General features: G+C 74.2%; 16 protein-coding genes. 8 read left to right on the forward strand and 8 right to left on the reverse strand.

The window, feature by feature from the left end:
* Positions 1-25 precede the first annotated feature (25 nt).
* Both ACH4T9_RS07075 and ACH4T9_RS07080 read right to left on the reverse strand, forming a co-directional pair.
* Entirely contained in the window at positions 26-655 is a 630-nt protein-coding gene (locus tag ACH4T9_RS07075; protein WP_396670752.1) for a potassium channel family protein, read from the reverse strand.
* Positions 656-683: 28 nt separating this feature from the next.
* A complete protein-coding gene (locus tag ACH4T9_RS07080; RefSeq protein ID WP_396670392.1) occupies positions 684-2,018 on the reverse strand; it encodes a TrkH family potassium uptake protein in 1,335 nt (444 codons plus the stop codon).
* On the opposite strand from ACH4T9_RS07080, the gene ACH4T9_RS07085 reads away from it, so the two are divergent.
* Positions 1,998-2,675, forward strand: coding sequence for a type II toxin-antitoxin system RelE/ParE family toxin (locus ACH4T9_RS07085; RefSeq protein ID WP_396670391.1), 678 nt, complete (start codon positions 1,998-2,000; stop codon positions 2,673-2,675). The two genes, ACH4T9_RS07080 and ACH4T9_RS07085, sit on opposite strands and share 21 nt — an antisense overlap.
* 583 nt (positions 2,676-3,258) lie before the next feature.
* Here the strand turns inward: ACH4T9_RS07085 and ACH4T9_RS07090 are convergent.
* Complete coding sequence (locus tag ACH4T9_RS07090; RefSeq protein ID WP_396670390.1) at positions 3,259-3,498, reverse strand: GntR family transcriptional regulator; 240 nt, start codon at positions 3,496-3,498, stop codon at positions 3,259-3,261.
* Between the two features lie 289 nt (positions 3,499-3,787).
* On the opposite strand from ACH4T9_RS07090, the gene ACH4T9_RS07095 reads away from it, so the two are divergent.
* From ACH4T9_RS07095 to ACH4T9_RS07110, 4 genes are all read left to right on the forward strand, one after another.
* Positions 3,788-4,138, forward strand: coding sequence for a DivIVA domain-containing protein (locus ACH4T9_RS07095; protein WP_396670389.1), 351 nt, complete (start codon positions 3,788-3,790; stop codon positions 4,136-4,138).
* Positions 4,135-4,482 (forward strand): hypothetical protein, encoded by a 348-nt coding sequence (locus tag ACH4T9_RS07100; protein ID WP_396670388.1) that lies wholly within the window; start codon positions 4,135-4,137, stop codon positions 4,480-4,482. Before ACH4T9_RS07095 ends, ACH4T9_RS07100 begins: the two co-directional genes overlap by 4 nt.
* A gap of 117 nt (positions 4,483-4,599) precedes the next feature.
* Positions 4,600-6,759 carry a DEAD/DEAH box helicase gene (locus ACH4T9_RS07105; RefSeq protein WP_396670387.1) on the forward strand — a complete coding sequence of 720 codons (2,160 nt, stop codon included), beginning with the start codon at positions 4,600-4,602 and terminating at the stop codon, positions 6,757-6,759.
* Positions 6,760-7,043: 284 nt separating this feature from the next.
* Positions 7,044-8,060 carry a hypothetical protein gene (locus ACH4T9_RS07110; RefSeq protein WP_396670386.1) on the forward strand — a complete coding sequence of 339 codons (1,017 nt, stop codon included), beginning with the start codon at positions 7,044-7,046 and terminating at the stop codon, positions 8,058-8,060.
* A 163-nt stretch (positions 8,061-8,223) separates the two neighbouring features.
* Here ACH4T9_RS07110 and ACH4T9_RS07115 read toward each other — a convergent pair whose 3' ends face one another.
* The gene (locus tag ACH4T9_RS07115; RefSeq protein ID WP_350887816.1) at positions 8,224-8,640 is read right to left on the reverse strand and encodes a helix-turn-helix domain-containing protein; all 417 of its coding nucleotides are present in this window, start codon (positions 8,638-8,640) and stop codon (positions 8,224-8,226) included.
* A 289-nt stretch (positions 8,641-8,929) separates the two neighbouring features.
* Here ACH4T9_RS07115 and ACH4T9_RS07120 point away from each other — a divergent pair, with 289 nt between their 5' ends.
* Positions 8,930-9,382, forward strand: a complete 453-nt coding sequence (locus ACH4T9_RS07120) for a hypothetical protein (RefSeq protein WP_396670385.1) — start codon at positions 8,930-8,932, stop codon at positions 9,380-9,382.
* Positions 9,383-9,409: 27 nt separating this feature from the next.
* On the opposite strand, the gene ACH4T9_RS07125 is transcribed toward ACH4T9_RS07120, so the two are convergent.
* The 4 genes from ACH4T9_RS07125 to ACH4T9_RS07140 all read right to left on the reverse strand — a co-directional run bounded on the left by ACH4T9_RS07125 (position 9,410) and on the right by ACH4T9_RS07140 (position 13,995).
* Positions 9,410-10,561 (reverse strand): class I SAM-dependent methyltransferase, encoded by a 1,152-nt coding sequence (locus tag ACH4T9_RS07125; RefSeq protein WP_396670384.1) that lies wholly within the window; start codon positions 10,559-10,561, stop codon positions 9,410-9,412.
* Positions 10,562-10,692: 131 nt separating this feature from the next.
* Positions 10,693-12,411, reverse strand: coding sequence for a DEAD/DEAH box helicase (locus ACH4T9_RS07130; protein ID WP_396670383.1), 1,719 nt, complete (start codon positions 12,409-12,411; stop codon positions 10,693-10,695).
* Between the two features lie 652 nt (positions 12,412-13,063).
* Positions 13,064-13,291, reverse strand: coding sequence for a DUF3107 domain-containing protein (locus tag ACH4T9_RS07135; protein ID WP_387014848.1), 228 nt, complete (start codon positions 13,289-13,291; stop codon positions 13,064-13,066).
* A gap of 65 nt (positions 13,292-13,356) precedes the next feature.
* Positions 13,357-13,995, reverse strand: a complete 639-nt coding sequence (locus ACH4T9_RS07140) for a TetR/AcrR family transcriptional regulator (RefSeq protein ID WP_396670382.1) — start codon at positions 13,993-13,995, stop codon at positions 13,357-13,359.
* Between the two features lie 149 nt (positions 13,996-14,144).
* Here ACH4T9_RS07140 and ACH4T9_RS07145 point away from each other — a divergent pair, with 149 nt between their 5' ends.
* The gene (locus tag ACH4T9_RS07145; protein ID WP_396670381.1) at positions 14,145-17,330 is read left to right on the forward strand and encodes a hypothetical protein; all 3,186 of its coding nucleotides are present in this window, start codon (positions 14,145-14,147) and stop codon (positions 17,328-17,330) included.
* 199 nt (positions 17,331-17,529) lie between these two features.
* The gene (locus tag ACH4T9_RS07150; RefSeq protein WP_396670380.1) at positions 17,530-18,504 is read left to right on the forward strand and encodes an alpha/beta fold hydrolase; all 975 of its coding nucleotides are present in this window, start codon (positions 17,530-17,532) and stop codon (positions 18,502-18,504) included.
* Positions 18,505-18,611: the final 107 nt, after the last annotated feature.

The raw sequence follows: 18,611 nt of genomic DNA on the forward strand, positions 1-18,611 counted from the left end.
GGGCAAGGGCAAGGGCAAGTGATCGTCAGGTCAGCGAGGCGAAGCGCTGCACCTGGGCGATGCTCCCCTCCACGACCAGCACGCTGCCTGCGGTGAGCACGGTGGCCGGGTCCGCGTACCGGAACCGCTCACCGGGCAGCTTCGCGCCGACCACCATCACCCCGTAGCGGTCCGCCGGGGCCAGCTCGCGCAGTGGCCGCCCGACCAGGGTGTCCGGCACCCGGACCTTGGCGATGGCGAAGTCGTCGCCGAACTCGATGAAGTCCAGCATCTTGCTGACGATGAGGTGCGCCACCCGCTCACCGGTCTCCGCCTCCGGGAAGATCACGTGATGGGCGCCGACCGAGGCGAGGATCTTGGCGTGCTTGTCCGAGGTCGCCCGGGCCCAGATCTGCGGCACGCCCAGCTCGGTCAGCGCGAGGACGGTCAGCACGCTGGCCTCCACCGAGGCGCCGATCGCCACCACCACCCGCCGGAAGCCGGTCACCCCGAGCTGGCGCAGCGCCCCCTCCTCGGTGGCGTCCGCCTGCACCACCCGGTCCAGGTACTGGGACCACCTCTGCACCTGGCCGGCGCCGCGGTCGATGGCGAGCACGTCGTGGTCGAGCTGGGTCAGCGACGTGGCCAGGTGGCAGCCGAACCGCCCGAGCCCGATCACCGCGATACCTCTGTCGTCCGTGTTCCTAACCGACAATGGGTTGCTCCTCCGGGTAGCGGTACAGGCGCCGTCGGGTGTTCAACGCGATCGCGGACCCGAGGGTGAGCGGGCCGACCCGACCGACGTACATCAGCAGGGTCAGGACGAGCTGCCCCGGGTCGGCGACGGTCGATGCGACGCCCGTGGACAGGCCGGTGGTGCTGAACGCCGACGTCACCTCCAGCAGCGCCCGGTGGTAGGGCAGTCCCTCGGTCAACAGCAGCAGGACGACCGTGCCGCCGACCACGAGCGCGACGCTGAGCAGCGCCACGGTCAGCGCCTGCCGCAGGCTCGCGGTGGACACCCGGCGGTGCCCCACCGTGACGTCCGGCTCACCGCGCAGCTCGGCCCAGATGGCGAAGCCGAGCAGGAAGAACGTGGAGACCTTGATCCCGCCGGCGGTGCTGGCGCTGCCGCCGCCGATGAACATCAGAGCGATCAGCAGCGGAACGCTCTCCTCGTCCAGCCCCGCGGTGTCGAGGGTGGCGAACCCGCCGGTACGGAGCATCGCGTCCTGGGTGAAGACGGCCAGCACCTTGCCGGGGACGTCGTACGTGCCGATGGTGCGCGGGTCGGACCACTCGGCCGCCAGCAGGCCGACGAAGCCGACCGCCAGCAGCACCGCGCTGCCCCAGACGGTGAGCTTGGTGGCGATCGCCCAGCGGCCCGGGCGACGCCACTCCCGGGTCGCCTCGAACAGCGCGGGGAAGCCCAGCCCGCCGACGATCGTGCCGAGCGCGATCGGCAGGCAGATCCATGGGTCCCGGGCGAAACCGATCAGGCTGTCGGAGAAGAGCGCGAATCCGCCGTTGTTGAACCCCTGCACGGCGTGGAAGAGGCCGTACCAGAGCGCCCGGCCGGGCGGGTAGTCGTAGCCGAGCCAGAACCGGCCGGCGAGGACGGCGGTCATCACCGCCTCGCAGGCGCCGACGGTGGCGGCGATGCGCAGCAGCAGCCGGCGTACGTCGCCGACGCCGAACTCCGCGGTCTCGGCCTGCACCAGCAGCCGGTTGCGCAGCCCGAGCTGCCGGGCGACCACCAGGATCACCAGGGTCGCGCCGGTCAGGATGCCGAGCCCGCCGACCTGGGTCAGCACGGTGATCATCACCAACCCGAACCCGTTCCAGTAGTCCGGGGTGTCGACCACGGTCAGGCCGGTGACGGAGACCGCCGAGGCGGAGGTGAAGAGCGCCGTGGTGAACGGGGTGTAGCGGGCTTCGCTGGTCGCGGCCGGCAGCATCAGCAACCCGGTGCCGAGCAGGATCACCGCCAGGAACCCGAACGGCACCAGCCGGACGGGGTGACGGAGGAACCGGCGCACCAGCCAATCCTCCTGTTACGGCCGGTCGTCGGTGCCGAATCGGGCCAACTGCCAGCCGCCAACCTGGTCGGTGCCGCCATCGACATGGTCACTCAGGAAGGTCCCGCCCTCGGGCGCCCACTGGTTGACCACATCAAGACATCCCGCCACAAGAACATGAAAGAACTCCGCCCTGGCGGCAGCGGCGACAGCGAAGTGCGAATCCTGTTCTGCTTTGATCCGAAGCGGTCGGCGATTCTCCTCATGGCCGGCGACAGGAACGGGCGATGGAAGGACTGGTACGAGACCAACATCCCCCTCGCTGACGACCTTGTACGACACCCACCTACGGGAGCTGAAGGGACAGCGGTGATGGTGAGCAACCGGCAGGACGTACGTACCCGCGCCAACCTCGACGAAGTCAAGGTCGCCGAGCACCGCGACCGCATGATCAGTGAGATCCGGGCCGCCCGCCTGGCTGAGGTGCGGCAGCGCCACGAGATGAGCCAGACCCAGGTCGCCGAGCGCATGGGTGTATCCCAGGCCCGAGTCTCCGCCATCGAGAAGGGCGAGTTGCCGGCAACCGAGATCGGCACGATCGCCAAGTACATTGCTGCCATCGGTGGGCAACTCCAGATCGTCGCCGACTTCGGCGACGAGAAGCTGATCCTGGGCTAGTCGTCAATATCGAGGGCGACTTACCGATACCCCCTTGGACGGCGCGCTGGCTAGACCCCGCAAATGGGCCCCGGGCCCGCATACCGCTCGCCACGACCACGAGCGCAATTTCGACGACATGCCAAGCCGCGACTGACCGCACCCCACCGCGCCCACCGCTCCCCTGGAGATCTTGGAAAGAAACGGCCCCTGGAGGGGCCATTTCGTGCCAAGATCTCCAGGGATCCTGAATAATGGAACGGAATTCCCGAAAATGGACGATCCGACGACGGGGGGTCGGCGGGCCGGGGGCGGGCAGGCGGCGGGCCGGGGCTCGCGAGGCGCGGGGCGGAACGGACAGCCAGACTGCCGCCGTAGCGGGGCGCGACCGGATCGAGCGGCCCGGCCGGGGCCGGCGACGGCGGAACCGGCGGGCCACTCCTCGACGGCCGCACCTGGGGTGAGAGGCCGGCACCTCGCTCGCTCGCGACGGGGGAGCCGTGCGCAGGCGGCCCTTCCTCCGCTGCGGAAGTCGAAGCAGTGTCTTTCAGGCGTCTCCGGTTCCGAGTCGGTTCGGGACGTCAGCCTGAAGCGGGTGGGCGGGCTACGAGGCGGACTGGCCGGGGCGGTCGGCGACGTAGGTCCCGCGCCCGGACTGCCCAATGATCAGGTTGCGGTCGTGCAGCAATGAGAGCGCACGGTAGACCGTGCCGGTGCTGACGTCGTGGATCTTTGCCAGCTCGCTGGTCGAGGGCAGCTTGTCGCCCGGCTTGAGTTCACCGGTTCGGATCTTGTCGGCGATCTCGTCGACGATGCGGCGGAATGACGGCTGTGCTGTGGGCATGGTGAGGACTCCGGTCGATTCGGCAGTCCGATCATGCCCGACCTGCACTAGCAACTGCAATAAGTGCTGGCGACGCGACTCTTCGGAGTCGACTTGCTGTAGCTGCTGTAGTAGGTTTCTGGCTGTTCGGCTCCGGTTGGTTCGGCAAACCTCGGGGGCGGACGCCCAGGTTGGCTCCGGGGTCGTACCGCCGAGGAGGGCTGCGGTCGCGGGGCCGGCGGTCCGGTCCGCATCCCCTGTCTGCGGACCGGGCCGCCTTCCACCGTGCGGCTCGACGAGAGGAGTGACCGTGCGCAATCTGCTGAATCTGGTCCGGTCCGCAACCAGGAGAAGAGACGTGAACCGGCGGGGCCGGCCGACCCGGTCGCTGAACGCCGGGTGGTACCGGCCGGAGTCGATCCGACCGTTGACCGCCGGGCAGGTCCGGGACCGGCGGTTCGCCACGGTACGGCGCGGCCTGGACCCGGCGGAAGTACACGCGTTCCTCGACCTGGTGGCCGGCGAGTTGGCCGCCACCCGCCGCGAGTTGGCTCATACGACTGAGGAGAACGCCCGGATCAAGCGGGCGCTGCGCAGTTGGCACTCGCGCTTCGCGCCGCCGGCCGGGTCCGGCCCACGGCGGGACGGTGGCCGGTGGTGAGCCGGGAACGCTTTGTGGTGCACCTGCCGGTGCTCGCCGCCGACCTCGATGCCGCCCGCGGGTTCGCCCGCGTGATCACCCGGGCGCTCGCCTTCCTGGCCGACGTGGACGGGACGGAGACGACGGTCTCCGAGGAGGACGCCCAGCACGTACGCCACCGGGTCTTCTGCGACCGGCTGCTCGACGGCCGCCGGCGCTGCCCCCTGCGGGCCACCACGAGGGCGAGTGCCGCCTGCCTGGCGGCGCCGGGCGGTGACACATCCCGGAACTGCCGGGCGGTGCCCGCGCCGGTGATCAAGAACCTTGCGTCAGGTCCAGCCCGGCTCATGGCCGAAACCTCTTGATCAACGCGGCGGCGGGCGGCGCGGCGGCGGGCAACGCGGCCGGTGGGCGGCGTGGGCGGTGGGTAAGCGGTGGCGGGCAATGCGGGGGTGGCTGGGTGGCGCTGGTAGACATGTCGGATGAGTCAGGATCGGGCGGGGGTACGGGAACGGGCCGAGGCGGTGCTGCGCCGGCTGGCCGGGGAGCACGCCCGGCTGCGGGAGGACCAGTGGCGGGCCATCGAGGCGCTGGTCGTCGACCGCCGCCGGGTGCTCTGCGTGCAGCGCACCGGGTGGGGCAAGTCGGCGGTCTACTTCGTGGCGACCGCGCTGCTACGGGAGCGCGGTGAGCACGGGCCGACGGTGATCGTGTCCCCGCTGCTGGCGCTCATGCGTAACCAGGTCGAGGCGGCGGCCCGGGCCGGCATCCGGGCCCGCACCATCAACTCGGCGAACCTGGAAGAGTGGGACCAGATCACCGCCGAGATCCACGACGGCACGGTCGACGTCCTGCTGATCAGCCCCGAGCGGCTCAACAACCCGGACTTCCGGGACACCGTGCTGCCGAAGCTGGCCGCGACGACCGGCCTGCTGGTGGTCGACGAGGCGCACTGCGTCTCCGACTGGGGGCACGACTTCCGTCCCGACTACCGGCGGCTGCGCACGTTCCTCAGCAACCTGCCCGAGCGCACGCCGGTGCTCGCCACCACGGCCACCGCCAACGCCCGGGTCACCGCCGACGTCGCCGAGCAGCTCGGCACCGAGCTGGCCGGCGGGGAGCAGGCCGCCGAGCGCCCCGACGTGCTGGTGCTGCGCGGCACCCTGGACCGGGAGTCGCTGCGGCTGGGCGTGCTGGACCTGCCCAGCCCGGCACACCGGATCGGCTGGCTCGCCGACCACCTGGACCGGCTCCCCGGGTCGGGGATCATCTACACGCTGACCGTGGCGGCGGCCGGCGAGACGGCGGAGTTCCTCCGCTCGCGGGGATACCCGGTGGCCTCGTACACGGGGCAGACCGAGGACGCCGACCGGCGGGCCGCCGAGCAGGACCTGCTCGACAACAAGATCAAAGCGCTCGTCGCCACGAGCGCGCTGGGCATGGGCTTCGACAAGCCCGACCTCGGCTTCGTGGTGCACCTCGGCGCCCCGCCGTCGCCGATCGCCTACTACCAGCAGGTCGGCCGCGCCGGCCGCGCCGTCGAGCACGCCGAGGTGCTGCTGCTGCCCGGCGCCGAGGACGCCGCCATCTGGCGGTACTTCGCCTCGCTCGCGTTCCCGCCGGAGGAGCAGGTCCGGGCCGTGCTGGCCGCCCTGCACACCGATCGTCCGTTGTCCACGCAGGCCCTGGAGCCGGTCGTCGACCTGCGCCGGGCCCGGCTGGAGCTGATGCTCAAGGTGCTCGACGTGGACGGCGCGGTGCGCCGGGTGCGCGGCGGCTGGCTCGCCACCGGGGAGCCCTGGGCCTACGACGAGGCCCGGTTGCGCCGCGTCGCCCAGGCCCGCACTGCCGAGCAGCAGGCCATGCGCGAGTACGCGACCACACCCGGCTGCCGGATGCGGTACCTGCGCGAGTGCCTGGACGACGTCGGGGCGGGCGACTGCGGCCGGTGCGACCGGTGCGCGGGGCCGCTGTTCACGCCCGAGGTGTCCGGGCCGGCGCAGGGCGCCGCGCAGGCGTACCTCGGGCGGCCCGGGGTGGAGATCGCGCCGAAGAAGCTGTGGCCGACCGGGCTGGACGCGGTGGGCGTACCGCTGAAGGGCCGGATTCCCCCGGCGGAGCAGGCGCTGCCGGGGCGGGCCGTGGGGCGGCTGTCCGACCTGGGCTGGGGCGGTCGGCTGCGCGAGCTGGTCGGGCCCGACGCGGCGGACGGGCCGGTCCCCGACGACGTGGCCGGCGCAGTGGTCGAGGTGTTGAAGGCGTGGGCGCACGGCGACGCCCCTTGGCCGCGCCGCCCGGTCGGCGTGGTCGCGGTCGGCTCCCGGCGGCGGCCCGCGCTGGTCGGCTCGCTCGCCGAGCGGATCGCCGCGGTGGGCCGGCTGCCGCTGCTCGGCCAGGTGGTCCCCGCCGGGTCCGCCGGCCCGGACGGGCCGCGCGGCAACAGCGCCCAGCGGGTACGCGTCCTGCACGACGCTTTCGCGGTGCCGGACGAACTGGCCGGCGTACTCGCCGGGCTGGACGGCCCGGTGCTGCTCGTCGACGACCTGGTGGACACGGGCTGGACCCTGACCATGGTGACCCGGCTGCTGCGCCGGGCCGGCGCGCCCGACGTGCTGCCCCTCGCCCTGGCCGTCGCCGGCTGACGGAAGCGTGACCTTTGGCTGCCGCTGGGCGGCGCTGCTCGGTTCCTGGCCGGGCCGGCGGACGCGCTCGGTCCCTGGTCCCTGGCCGTCGCCGGCCGGCGCTGCTCGGGTCCCGGCCGGCGGCCCTCGGGCGGAGGCGGTGGGGTTCCCGCGTCGGGAGGCAGCCAGGGCGGCGACCCGGATGCGATCGGGACGGAAAGTTCCCTGGCGGGGCGGATTGCGACCGGTGCCACGCCGCGCGGTCGTTGGCCGGCCGGTGGGGGACCCGGCGGTACCGTGGGGCCATGACCGATCAGCGACCAGGCCCGGCCGAGGTGCCCGCGTCGCCGGTCTCAGCGGCCGAGGGCGGCGTGCCGGAGGCGCCCGGGGGCGGCGTGCCGGAGGCGGCCGGGGCGCTGGTGGACCGGGGCACGCTGCGGCTCGCGCTGGTGGTGGGCGGGCTGATCCTCGCGGTGCTGCTCGGCTTCGGACTCGGGCGGCTCAATCCGGCGCCCGCCGACGCGACCGGGCGGACCTCGACGGCCGCCACGGATCACCCCCACTCGGCCGGCACCGGGGCCCACGAACACGGCACCGACACCGACACCGGCGCAGCGACCGAGGTCGGCGGCCTCGCGGTCGGCTCGGGTGGCTGGACCCTGACCCCGCTGTCCGCCGGCCTCGCCGCCGGGCGGCCGGGCGAGTTCCGGTTCCAGGTCCGGGACGTCCAGGGCCGGCCGGTGACCCGTTTCGCGGTCGTGCACGACAAGCCGATGCACCTGATCGTGGTACGCCGGGACCTCAGCGGCTACCAGCACCTGCACCCGACGATGGGTGCGGACGGCACCTGGTCGGTCCCGCTGACCCTGCCGCAGGCCGGGGCGTGGCGGGTGTACGCGGACTTCACCCTCGTCACCGACGACGGCGGGCAGAGCGCCCGCGTTCTCGGCGTCGACCTCGCCGTCCCCGGCGACCACACGCCCCGGCCGTTGCCCGAGCCGACCCGCACCGCCACCGTGGACGAGTTCACGGTGAGCTGGTCCGGTGAGCCCCGGATCGGCGCGACCCGGCCGCTCCGGTTCGTGGTCCGTGCCGGTGACGCCACCCCGACGCTGGAGCGCTACCTGGGCGCGTACGGGCATCTGGTGGCCCTGCGCGAGGGGGACCTGGGCTACCTGCACGTGCACCCGGAGTCGGGGCCGGCCGCGGACGGGGTCACCTTCCAGCTGGCCGTGCCGGGGCCGGGGCGTTACCGCCTGTACTTCGACTTCCAGGTGGCCGGCGAGGTGCGGACCGCCGAGTTCACCCTCACGGCGCCCTGACCGTCGGCGTCACCCCGGGCAGCCGGCGCGACCGACGAACCGCCTTCGCGTACCGCTCGACCGGCGCGACCGATGACCGCCCACAGGGACGCCGCTCGACCGGCGCGACCGATGACCGCCCACAGGGACGCCGCTCGACCGATGACCGCCTTGGCGGTGCCGATCAACCGGCGCGGCGGACGGGGCGGCGGGCCAGGTAACGCAGCAGGTCACGGATGTGGTGCTTCTCCTCGGCCGGCACCGCCGGGTCGGCCAGCCGCTGGAGGATGACCCGCACGTCGGCCTCGACCGGCCCCTCGTCCCCGCGCCGGCGCGGGGCGGGGCCCGCGTCGGGCAGGCCGAGGGCCCGGAAGGCCGCCGCCACGGGCAGGTCGAGGGCTCCGCAGAAGCCGCGTACCTTCGCCAGCTCGGGATAATCGTGCCAGTCGCCGGCCAGCCAGCGGAAGACGGTGGAACGGCCGACCCCGGTGTGCCCCGCGAGATCGCTGACGGTCCAGCCGCGCTCTTCCCGAGCGTCGTCGATGGCCCGCCGCACGAATCGTGCGAAGGCCATCTGCGGCGAAACCTCTGACGCGGCCATCCCTGCGGGGTCTTCCTTCCCGGCTGGAGCACCGGACGGTGCCCTTTCGAGCGTAGTACCCCCGAAGGGGGAAGCAAGCCGCCGCCCGCCCCTTGATCGTCGTCCGCGCCGCCGCCCCCGGATGACCTGCGAAGATCGCTCATGTTCTCTTGGTGGACGTGCCGGGGCCGGTTTCCGGCGGTCGGGATCGCGACTGTCGGTGCTTGTCGAACGTCAACTAAGCTCGATGCTCGTCCACCTACCGTCCGCGGTCGCCCGTCCCCCACCGGCCGCGTCGATGAGGAGCAGCATGGCCGATCCGAGCCGTCCCCCGCCCTACCGTCCGGGTGCGGTCAGCCTCTTCTTCGTGGCCAAGGCAGGCGTTTTCGCCGCGGGCTTCTGGGTCTGGCTCCTGGTCCTCGTGCTCGGCGGCGACCAGGCCGACGGAGCCCACGTCCTGGCCGCCGCCGGCGCGGTCACCACGACGCTCGTCGGTGTGGTGCTCGGTGCCCGGATGGCGCTGCAACGCAACGCGGCCGTGCGGCACGCCGAGCTCAAACGGCTGCTGGTCGACATCTCCTGGAACGCGTTCGCCGCCGCCGGTAACGCCGAGACCCCGGGCAAGGTGGTGCCCTTCCCGACGGTGTCGTCCGACGGCGAGCGCCTCGGCCGGGGAACCGGGCACCGGGTGTCGATGTTCGACCGCAGCTCCACCAACGAACGAACGCCGGACCGGGACAACAACGGCGAACGTCGCCGCTGACGGGCCGTCGGTGCCCTCGGTGCCGGGTCAACCCTCCCGGGCGGCGAGCAGCGTCTCCAGGCGCGGGGTGACCTGCCACTGGTCGAGCAGGGCGCGGTACTCCGCCCGCTGTCCGGGGTCGGCCGCGGCACCGACCCGGCGGGCCCGGATCAGCAGGTTCCGGGGGGTGTGCCGGGAGTCGACGAACTCCACCACCTCGGTCCGGTACCCGTGCAGCCGCAACAGCGCGGCCCGCAGCGAGTCGGTCAGCACGTCCGCGAAGCGCTCGCGCAGGATTGCCTGCCGGGTCAGCAGCTCGTACGGGGGCGGGGCCGGCCGGGCGCGCAGCTGGGCGGCGAGGTCGTGGTGGCAGCACGGCGCGGCGAGCACCCACCGGGCGTCCCACCGCACGGCGCGGGCCAGCGCCTCGTCGGTGGCGGTGTCGCAGGCGTGCAGCGCCAGCACCAGGTCGGGCGCGGGCTCGACGACCGCGTCGGCGATCGTGCCGGCCACGAAGCTCACCCGGTCGGCCCAGCCCAGCCGCTCGGCCAGCTCGGTGTTGCGCCGCCGCTGGTCCTCCCGCACGTCGACGCCGACCAGCCGCACGTCCAGCCCCCGCTGGGAGAGGTAGCGGTACGCGGCGAAGGTCAGGTACGCGTTGCCGCACCCCAGGTCGACCACCCGCAGCGGGCCGGTGAGGTCGTCCGGCAGGGTGGCGGCCAGCGCCCGCAGGAACGCGTCCACCTGTCGGCGCTTCGCCGCCGAGCCGCCGATCTCGGCGAAGATCTCGTCGCCCGGGTCGAGCAGCCACTCCTTGGCCCGGTCATGGCCGCCCGGCTCCGGTGCGGGACGTGTGGCGGCGACCCGGTGCACCTGCGCCTCACCGGACTTGGTCACCCGGAGTTGGAGCGTCACGTCGGCGGTCTCCACGTGCCAGTTGCCGAACGGCTCGGCCAGCAGGGCGTCCACCGCCGCGCCGGCCTCCGTCCCGGGCGCGACGTTGCGGGTGTAGGGGCGGGCCCCGTCGGAGGTGGCGATCTGCAACCGGGGGCCGGCCTTGAGGGCGACCGGGCGCAGTTCGGCGCGGACCATCGAGGGGCGGAGCCCGCGACGGCGGCCGGCGGCGACCGCCCGGGTCAGCGAGGGGTCGAGCAGCAGCGCCCGGACCTCGGTCAGGGCTGCGTCCAGCGGTTGGGGCATCTCTCCATCTTCCTCGTCGCACTACCTGCCCCGTCGAGCGGCCGGCCCCGTCGAAGGGTGGGCCGGCCGGAACGGGACATCCCCCGCTCCGGGCGGGCCGGTGCGGGGGATGTCGACGTCTGGAACGTGGGTCAGTCGGCGGTCGCCTCGGCAGGCGTACCCGTGCCGGAGCCACCCCGACGGCGCCGGCGGCGGCGCGGCTTGCCCGGCTCCCCGTCGGCGGCGGCCGTGGCCAGCTCGGTGCCGGCCGGCTCGACGAAGATCACCGCGGTCGGCTCGCCGGCCACCACCTCACCGGCCACCACCTCGCCGGCCCGGCGGCGACGCCGACGGCGGGCCGTCCGGGTGCTCTCCTCGGCGGCCTGGTCGACCGGGGCCTCGGCGGCATCCGGCTCGGTGGCCGGACCGGAGCGGCCCTGGCGGCGCTCGCCACGCCCGCGACCCTCGTCACGCCCGCGTGCCTCGTCGCGCCCGCGGCCCTCGCCCCGTCGGGAGCCACGGCCGCCACCGGCGCTCTCACCGCGCCGGGGCCGGCCGCCGAGGTCCTCCTCGACCTCGGCCGACAGCCCGGCCCGGGTCCGCTCCGCCGTCGGCAGCGTGCCGGTGATGTCGGGGGAGATGTCCAGGTCGGTGTAGAGGTGCGCCGAGGTGTGGTACGTCTCCGGCGGCTCCGGCATGTCCAGCCCGAGCGTCTTGTCGATGATCCGCCAGCGGGGCATGTCGTCCCAGTCGACGAAGGTCACCGCGACGCCGGTGGCGCCGGCCCGTCCGGTACGACCGATCCGGTGGGTGTAGGTGTCCTGGTCTTCGGGGCAGTCGTAGTTGATGACGTGGGTGACGCCGCTGACGTCCAGCCCTCGGGCGGCCACGTCGGTCGCGACCAGGATGTCGATCTTGCCGGCCCGGAACGCGCGCAGCGCCCGCTCCCGGGCTCCCTGGCCCAGGTCACCGTGTACGGCGGCCACGGCGAAGCCGCGGAAGTCGAGGTCCTCGGCGACCCGGTCGGCGGCCCGCTTGGTCCGGGTGAAGATCATGGTGAGACCGCGCCCCTCCGCCTGGAGGATCCGAGCCACGATCTCGAGCTTGTTCATCGAGTGGGTGCGGTAGACCAGCTGCTCGGTCTGCGGCGACGGGCCGGTCTCGGCGGTGTGCCCGGCGTGGATCGTCATCGGGCGGCGCAGGAACCGCCGGGACAGGGTGACGATCGGGTCCGGCATGGTGGCCGAGAAGAGCATCGTCTGCCGGTCCTCCGGCAGCATCGCGAGGATCTTCTCGACGTCGTCGAGGAAACCCAGGTCGAGCATGCGGTCGGCCTCGTCGAGGACCAGCGCACGCACCCGGTCGAGCCGCAGGTGCTTCTGCTTCTGCAGGTCCATCAGGCGGCCGGGGGTGCCGACCAGGATCTCCACGCCCTTGCGCAGGGCGTCGATCTGCGGCTCGTACGCCACCCCGCCGTAGATCGGCAGCACCCGGACGCCCCGGGTCCGGCCGGCGGCGGCGAGGTCCTTGGCGACCTGGATGCCCAGCTCGCGGGTGGGGACGACGACCAGCGCCTGCGGCACGCCGTCGCTACCCTCGGCGGGGGCGAAGACCCGCTCCAGCAGCGGCACGCCGAAGCCGAGGGTCTTGCCGGTGCCCGTCGGCGCCTGGCCGATCATGTCGATGCCGCGCAACGCGATCGGGATCGCGTACTCCTGGATGGCGAAGGCGCGGACGATGCCGGCTGCGGCCAGCGCCTCGACGGTCTCCGGCCGGGCGCCGAGCTCGGCGAACGTGGGGGCCTCCGGGCGGACCGGGGCGGTCGGGGCCAGCTCGTGGCCGCCTGTGAGATCGAGAATCTGCTCGCTCATATGGATTTGGGGGTGCCCTCTCGTGGTGCGCCCCTCATGTCCTCAGGGCGCGGTCGGTAGTTGCGCGGGCCACACGGTCGGGGGCGGAAAATCGCCGAGCCGGACCGGGCCGCACGCGCGCCGTGGGCAGTACTACGGGTCAGACCGAACCTCGGTCAGATCGGCGCCCTCGGCAACTGCTCAATACTACCTGAGCCGCCGCTGCGTCGTCCCTGTTCAGGGGTGTGGCCCGGCATTCGGGGGTGCCAAGTGTGACCTGGGACACAGATTGTCTTCCGCGCGCCCGGTCACCCGGGGCGATTTCGGGCACCCCCGCAGCCCCGGAAGGGGCGGTACCGAGCCGAAGGGCTGGCTGGAGGCGGTGACCAAGAAGGCGTACGCGGGCGACGCGGTCAGCGACGACGGGCGACGCGGTCAGCGACGACTCCCCCAGGGGATCGCGGGCTCTCCCCGGTCGGGCGGGGTCGCGGCTCTCCCCGGTCGGGCGGTGTCGCCGCGGCGGACCGGGGCGCGCTCACCGCGCTGGTCGCGCGAGGAGAGGCAGGGGCACTGCCACCAGCGGACCGTACGACGGCGTCCGTGGCGGACCGTACGACGGCGTCCGTGGCGGACGGTGCACGCGTGCCGCACCCCGCCACGGACGCCGGACGGATCAGCGGACGGTGAAGCCGACCGACCGCGGTGACGCCTCGGCGATCTCGACGTAGGCCACCTTGCCGATCGGCACGATGACCCGCCGGCCCTTCTCGTCGGTCAGGGAGAGCGTGCCCTCGCTCTTGGCCATGGCGTCGGTCACGATCTGCTCGATCTCGGCCGGCGACTGCGCGCTCTCCAGAACCAGCTCGCGCGGCGCGTACTGCACGCCGATCTTGACCTCCACGGTGCCTCCTCAACTGGGGCGAAAAAGCCGCCGTGGGAAGGCTATCCGATCTCGCGGCCGGATGTTCAGGCTGACTCACCCTGCAGTGGGAAGCTGGCGATGCCCCGCCAGGACAGCGCGGCCACGAGCGCCTCGGCCTCCGCCTTGGGCACCTGCCGACCATCGGCGAGCCAGAACTGCGCCGCCGTCTCCGCCGCGCCGACCAGCCCCGAGGCGAGCAGTTTGGCGTGCGCCCGACTGACCCCGGTGTCGGAGATGATCGTGTCGGTTATCGCCGCGATGCAGCCCTGCTCCACCCGTTCCACCCGTTGCCGCACGGCCGGGTCGTTGCGCAGGTCGGACTCGAAGACCAGACGGAACGCCTCGCTCTCGTGGTCGATGAAGTCGAAGTAGGCGCGCACCGACGCGCTGACCCGCTCCTTGTTGTCGTTGGTGCCGCGCATGGCGTCGTGCACCTTGGCCAAGATCGCGTCGCAGTGCGTGTCCAGCAGCGCCAGGTAGAGCTCCATCTTGCCTGGGAAGTGCTGGTAGAGCACCGGCTTCGAAACCCCCGCCCGCTCGGCGATGTCGTCCATCGCGGCGGCGTGGTAGCCCTGCGCGACGAACACCTCCTGCGCCGCCGCGAGCAGCTGCTTGCGCCGCGCCGAGCGAGGCAGGCGCGTGGGCCGGCCGGCGGTCTGGGCACCGTTCCCCACAGCCGTCATGGGAACCTCCGAAACTGTTCGTACGAGCCGGCACTTATCGCCCGAACCGGTCGGGGTTTGTGAACCCCTCGCGGAATTGGCCCGCCGCTGTAACTTATCGCCACTGTCACCACACGGTAGCCTCAGCAGGGGCGACCAAGGAGCGCGCGGTGACTGAAACAGGGCAACCCGGTGCCGCCACCCCGGGAGAGCACGGCGACGGGACGGGTCAGCAGGATGACCTGGCCCGTTCCTCCAGCGGATGGGCGCCCCCGGTGACCGGCTGGTCCACCGGCGGCGAGGAGTCGCCGAGCCCCTGGCGCCGGTCCGAGCCCGTCTCCGGCTGGGGCGCCTCGTCACCGCGTTACGGCGACCTTCCGGCACCGCTGCCCGGCCTGCCCCCCGAGCCGGCGCCGCAGGCCCGGGTCAACGGCCATTCGCACGTCAACGGGGCGACCCACGCTGGGGAGGAGTCGCCGGTTGGCCGCCAGGCGCCGGTCAGCGCGCCGCCGCTGGGCGGGGAGCCCGGCCGGAGCGGCGGCGACCGGCTGGCCGTCCCCGCGCAGCGTCCCGCCCCGGCGCTGGAACGGTTGGCCGGCCCGCAGCACGGGGGTGAGGCGGACGCCGCATCCCGGCACGCCTCCGAGGACGCTCCGGCGGCCCCTACCGGCCGCTGGTCGGACGTGAGCGCCCCGTCGTCCGCACCGCCCGCCGTGCAGGTGCCGCCGCCCGGCACGGCCGCCTCCGGCTTCGAGGTGCCATCCGGGCTGCACGCCCCCGTCCCCGACCGTTCCGTCCCCGACCACTCCGTCCCCGACCGTTCCGTCCCCGACCACTCTGTCCCCGAGCCGAGCGCGTCCGCCGGTGCGCCGTCCGACTGGGCCGACCGTCCGTCCGACTGGGCCGACCGCTTCCCGCCCGATGTCGACCCGCGCGGCCACCCGCAGGCAGACCCGTCCGGTGCCGACCGGGCGATCCGCCTGTCCGGGGCGGCACAGGGCGGTCGTCCGGCGGCCGAGCAGGGGCCGGCGCAGGTCGCCGATCCGCCCGGCGGGGGCGGCCCGCCCGCCGCTGGCCACGCTGCCCTGTCGCCCTCCGTCGACCGTGCCGGCTACGTGCCGGCCGCCGTCAACCGCCCGGGTGTCGATGACCGCCCGGCCTTGGGCGACCGCCCGGGTGTCGATGACCGCCCGGCCCTGGGCGACCGCCCGGGTGTCGACGACCGCCGAGCCGCGTGGGAGCGAGCCGGCGAGCGCGCGGCGACCCCCGAGCCGGGTTGGGCCGGCCCCGACTGGAACCGGCCGAGCTGGGGCGGCAGCTGGGCGCCGCCGTGGTCCCGCGAACAGGGCGGTGGCCCCGGCCATCGGTCCCGCGAGGAGGAGGACCCGGCCGCCCGCCGTGCCCGTGGAGAGGAGGATGCCGCCGGTCGTCGGTCCCGTGGGGACGAGGACCCGGCCGCCCGCCGGTCCCGCGAGGAGGAGAGCGAACCGGCCGGTCGCCGGTCCCGCGAGGACCGGGCCGTCGACTGGGCCCCGGACCAGAGCCACGGCCACCAGCCCGAGGTGGGTCGCCCTTATGTTGCGGAGCCGGGCCGCCCATACGCCGCCGAGCCGGGCCGCCCCCACGCTGCGGAGCCAAGCCGCCCATACGCGGCCGAGCCGGGCCGCCCCCATGCTGCGGAGCCGGATCGCCCGTACGTGGCCGAGCCGGGCCGCCCCTACACGGCCGAGCCGGCCCGGCCGTACGAGCCGGTCCGGGCCGAACCCGCCCGGCCCTACGAGCCGCCGCGCCCCGAGGCCGGCCCGCCGTACGAGTTCCCCCGGCCCGAGCCTGGTCCCGGGTACGAGCCGGCCGTCCGGCCGGCACCTGACCAGGTCGAGCGTCCCGCCTGGGCCGGTGGGCGTCCCGCCTCCGCCCCACCAGCCCCACCCGGGCCGTCCGCGCCCGGGCACGACGCCGCGGCCGTCGAATCCGCCGAGTTGCGCGCGGCCCGGCCGTTCCGGCTACGTCCTGTCCCCGATGACACCCTGCCCGCCGAGGCCCCCGGCCAACCGCCGGCCCCCACCAGCGCCGGACCCGCCGCCGTGCCCGCCACGAGCGGGATCGGACGGCTCATCCGGACCCCAGCCGCGCCCGTCCCGACGAGCGCACCCCCGTACGCGGCCCGCCGATCCGCACCCGACCCGGGATCCCCGGCCACCCCGGTCGACGAGGACCGGCAGTCGGACCGCACCTCGGCGGTGTTGCCGCAGCGCGTCCCCGCCGAACCGGACGTGCCCGTCGTGCCGGAGCCGCCAGCCGTGGAGCCACCTGCCGAAACCCCGGAACTCGCCCGCATCGCCACCCATCTGCGCAGGGACGACGAGCCCGCGCCGCCGCAGGAACGGCCCGAGGGGTTTGACGTCAACGCGATCCTCGACGCCGTCCGGGGGGTCGCCGGGGTGCGGGACGCTGCGCTGCGCCATACCCCGGCCGGGGCGCACAGCCTCCGCCTCGACCTCGCCGACGGCGCTGACCCGGCCGAGGTGAGCAGACACGTCGCCCGCCTCCTCCAGGAGCGGATGGGGCTGGCCGCAGCGCCGCAGAACGTCCCGGGGATCCCCAACACCCCGCCGCCCCCGCCGGTGCGGCGCCGCTCGGCGGACCCGCTGCCCGACGCCCGGGTCCCCGAGGCCCGGGGCGTCGGGTCGCGAGTGCCCGAGGGCCGTGCGCCGGCCGAGGCCCCGCCGTACCGGGTCGACCGTCGACCCGAGCCGGCGGGTGAACCGCCGCGCCGCCGCCGCCAGCCGACCGGGCATCGTGGCCGGGCCGTCGTGGAGGAGCCGGGCCAGGTGGCGACGGCCGGTGCCGCGACCGGCAGCCCGGCGACGCTCGGCGCCTCGTACTCGGGCGGTCAGATGACCACGACGGAGACCGCGCCGTCGCGACCGCTGGACACCGGCGGCGTGCCGGGTCCCCGGGTGGTGATCGACCACGTCCAGGTCAGCACGTTCGGCCTCGACGCCACCGTCGAGGTCCGGCTCTTCGCCGGTACGGAGAGCGCGGCGGGGCACGCCACCGGGCCCGCCGTGGACGGCTATGTGCTGCGGCTCTGCGCGGTCGCCGCCGCGGCGGCGGTCGACAAGTTGCTGCGCGGCGGGGAGCAGGACGCCGACCAGGGGCGGTGCTTCGTCGAGCACGCGGCGGTGGTGCCGTTCGGCAACTGCGAGGTGGCCACGGTCGTGGTGCTGCTGGTCTGCGACGGCTGGGTCGAGCAACTCGCCGGGTCGGCGCTGGTCGCCGGCGATCCACGGCAGGCCGTGGTCCGGGCGACCCTGGCGGCGGTCAACCGGCGGCTCGAGGCGCTGCTGGCCTGACCGGTCACCCGGCTGCCGGCCGGCAGGAGGCTGCGGCGGGACAACGGCTGCGGCGGGACGAAGACTGCGGCGGGACAACGGCTGCGGCGGGACGAAGGCTGTAGCGGGACAACGGCTGTGGCGGGACGAAGGTTGGGGTGCGGCGCACACCCCGGACCGGTCCGCTGCCGTCGGGTGCCGGGCCGGGCAGAATTGAGCCATGAAACGCGCCGCCCTCGGGCCGGACCACCTCCTACCCGGGCATGAGGCCCCGCCGCCGTGGCCCGGCCGGGAGGTGCGCCTCGACGGCTCGGTCACCTACGTCCGGGACACCCCGCCCACCGCCCCCGGCGCGGAGCCGGCGCTCTACGTGCACGGCCTCGGCGGTTCGTCGCAGAACTGGACCGACCTGGCCGGGCTCCTCGCCGACCGCCTCGACGGCCAGGCGATCGACCTGCCCGGGTTCGGGCGCAGCGAGCCGGGGCGTCAGTACACGATCCCCGCCTTCGCCGACCGGTTGGTCCGCCTGATCGAGCACGCCGACCGAGGGCCGGTGCATCTGCTCGGCAACTCGCTGGGCGGGGCGATCTCGGTGCGGGTCGCGGCGCTGCGCCCCGATCTGGTGCGCACCCTGACGCTGGTCTCCCCGGCGTTGCCCTTCCTCGACTTCCGTCGGTCGTTGCAGGGCCGGATGCTGCCGGTGCTGGCCGTCCCCCGGGGGGAACGCCTCGTCGGCTGGCAGTTGGCCCGGGTGGCCCCCGAGGCGATGGAGCAGCAGATGATGGAGTCCTCCGTGGCCGACCTGACCCGGATCAGCGAGCAGCGTCGGCGGGAGGCGCTGGAGGAGATCCGGGCGCGCCACCACGTCGAGCACCACGCCGCCGCGTACGTGCGCACCTTCCGAGGGCTGGTGTCCAGCTTCCTGCGTTCGTACCTGCGGGGGTCGGAGTCGCTGTGGCGGATGGCCGCGGCGGTGCCCGCGCCGACGCTGGTGATCGGCGGCTCCCACGACCGGCTGGTCGACGTGCGGGTTGCGCCACAGGCCGCCCGGGTGATCCCGGACAGCCGGCTGCTGATGCTCGACGGGGTGGGGCATGTGGCCCAGATGGAGGTGCCCCGCACGGTGGCCCGGGCGGTGCTCGGGCTCCTCACCGAAACGGAGGACACCGCGGCCCGCCGCGACATGGCAGGCTGACCGGGATGCCCCGATTCCTCTCCCGCCGGGCTCCTCGCACGAGCCTCCCGGCGGCTCTCCTCGCACGCCCCGCCGGTCGCCGGTGGCGGACGGTTCTTTCCCTGGTC

Source organism: Micromonospora sp. NPDC020750, from assembly GCF_044334565.1.
Taxonomy (GTDB): Bacteria; Actinomycetota; Actinomycetes; order Mycobacteriales; family Micromonosporaceae; genus Micromonospora.